At 68.8% G+C, this 2,362-nt stretch carries 3 protein-coding genes; all 3 read left to right on the plus strand.

Annotated elements, in window-relative coordinates; all coding sequences use genetic code 11:
- The first annotated feature begins 263 nt into the window (after positions 1–263).
- On the plus strand, positions 264–1,124 hold the full coding sequence (locus tag BFF77_RS29450; protein WP_066955945.1) for a class II fructose-bisphosphate aldolase: 861 nt from the start codon (positions 264–266) through the stop codon (positions 1,122–1,124).
- A gap of 4 nt (positions 1,125–1,128) precedes the next feature.
- Positions 1,129–1,938 (plus strand): HAD-IA family hydrolase, encoded by an 810-nt coding sequence (locus BFF77_RS29455; RefSeq protein ID WP_066955948.1) that lies wholly within the window; start codon positions 1,129–1,131, stop codon positions 1,936–1,938.
- Between the two features lie 31 nt (positions 1,939–1,969).
- On the plus strand, positions 1,970–2,362 hold a 393-nt coding region (locus BFF77_RS29460; protein WP_211280347.1), incomplete at its 3' end, for a dihydroxyacetone kinase family protein.

A 2,362-nucleotide genomic window follows, 5' to 3' on the forward strand; every position in this document is an offset into this window, starting at 1 on the left:
GACGGTGAGGGATCGGGGTACGAGCGCCCGTGCGAACGCGTGCAGGAGCATGACCGACAGCCCGGGGGAGCGCGCGTCGCGCCACGCGGTGAGACGCGCCGGCTCGTCCGTCCGGCGAAGTCCACCACCCGCCCCGGTGCCGTCCGGCGGAATCCGGCCGACTGGCGGTGCCCGGCCGACGGGCGTGGAATGGGTCTGGAGCGTCCGGTCCACCACCAGAAGGGCCAGGACCTCATTGGGCGAGCCCGATCCCAGGAGTCCATGTGTCTGTCGTGCCGCTGACCGACATCCTGTCCGACGCCTTCAAAGAGCGTTACGGCGTGCCGGCCATCAATGTCTTCAACGACCTCACGATGGAGGCGGTTCTCGCGGCGGCCGTGGAGAAATCCTCGCCCCTGATCGTGCAGACGTCGGTCAAGACGGTCAAATCGATCGGCGGCGATGTGCTGCATGCCATGTGGACCTCCATGACGGCGGGTATCGAGGTGCCGGTCTGTCTGCATCTGGATCACTGCCCGGAACGCGAGGTCATCACCGAGTGTCTGCGGCGGGGCTGGAACTCCGTGCTGTTCGACGCCTCCCGGCTGCCGGTGGCGGAGAATATGCGGCAGACGGTGGAGGTCGTCGCCGAGGCACGTGCGTACGGCGCCCATGTGGAGGGCGAGATCGAATCGATCACAGGGGTGGAGGACGACATCGGCACCGACAGGGCTGCTGTCCAGCAGGACCTGGATGTGGCGCTGGAATTCCTCGACACCACCCATGTGGACGTTTTCGCGCCCGCCATCGGAAATGCTCACGGCACCTACAGACGCGCGCCGGTGCTCGATTTCCAGCGGGTCTCCGACATTGTCGCGGCGCATCCTCTGCCGATCGCCCTCCACGGTGGCAGCGGCCTTTCCGACGAGCAGTTCCGCGATCTCATTTCCCGGGGATGCGCGAAGGTCAACATCTCGACCGCCCTCAAGGAAACATTCATGAAGTCGAGTCTCTCCTTCCTTGAGTCCGCCGAGGAGAGACAGAAATGGGATCCGCCGTCCCTGTTCCGTTCCGTCCGCCAGGACGTCATCGACATGGCGGGCTCGCTCATGACGCTCTTCGGCAGCGCCGGACGGGCCGGGTGACACCGTGCCCGCCCTTGTCTTCGACTGCGACGGAGTACTCGCCGACACCGAGCGCCACGGGCATCTGCCGGCGTTCAACCAGACCTTCGAGGAATTCGGCCTTCCCGTGCGCTGGAGCGACCGCGAGTACGCCGAAAAGGTGAAGGTCGGCGGCGGCAAGGAGCGAATGAGGACACTTCTCACCCCGGCGTTCCTCGCGGCGGCCGGGCTGCCCAGCGATCCCGACGCGCTCGACGGGCTGATCGCCCGATGGCACCGGCGCAAGACCGAGGTGTACACCGGGATCATCGGCAGCGGCTCCATCCCGCCCCGCCCCGGTGTACGGCGGATCGCCGCCGAGGCGGACGCCGCCGGATGGACGCTGGCCGTCGCCTCCACCTCCGCGGAACCGGCCGTACGGAGTGTGCTGGAACTCGCCGCCGGGCCCGGACTCGCCGCGCGCTTCGCCGTGTTCGCCGGGGACGTCGTCCCGCGCAAGAAGCCGGCTCCGGACATCTACCGGTACGCGGTGGACCGGCTCGGGGTCGGCACCACGGGCACCGTCGTGATCGAGGACAGCCGCAACGGGCTGCTCTCGGCGCTGGAGGCGGGCCTCGGCTGTGTGGTGACACCCAGCGCCTACACCGGTGAGGAGGACTTCACCGGTGCGCTGCTGGTCGTGTCCTGCCTGGGCGATCCAGCCGATCCGGCCGATCCCGCGCGGAAGGGGATCACCGCGGAGGTGCTGAGCGACCCGCTCGGGGCGGACCCGCGTCCCTTCGTGCGGCTCGCCGATCTCGAATTCCTGCTCTCCGCTGCCCCCGGCGCGACGTGACGCAGGCCAGTCAGGAGTCAGGAGGGACGACATGTCATCGATGACAGACAGCGGCAGTGGCCGCAGCGGCGAGCGCCACGACGGGCGGCGTACCGGCGGTGTCCGTGGCAGCGGCGGTGACGGCGATCTGGAGTTCGTCGTCAGAACCATCGCGCGGACGGCGGTGGACAACGAACGCGCGTTCGGTGAACTCGACGCCGTCGTGGGCGACGGCGACTTCGGGTACTCGCTCGCGCGGGGATTCGAGATCGTGCTCGCGGACTGGGACACCTTCGAGCGCGGTTCTCCGTCGGTGTTCCTGAAGAAGGTGGCCCTGGTGATCTCCAAGCGGGTGGGCGGGACCTCGGGACCGCTGTGGGGGACGGCGTTCCTCCGCGCGGCCGGGGCGGTCGCCGAACGGTCCTGGTCCGATCTCGGCGGCGCG

The organism is Streptomyces lushanensis, assembly GCF_001700515.1.
GTDB classification, from domain to species: domain Bacteria; phylum Actinomycetota; class Actinomycetes; order Streptomycetales; family Streptomycetaceae; genus Streptomyces; species Streptomyces lushanensis.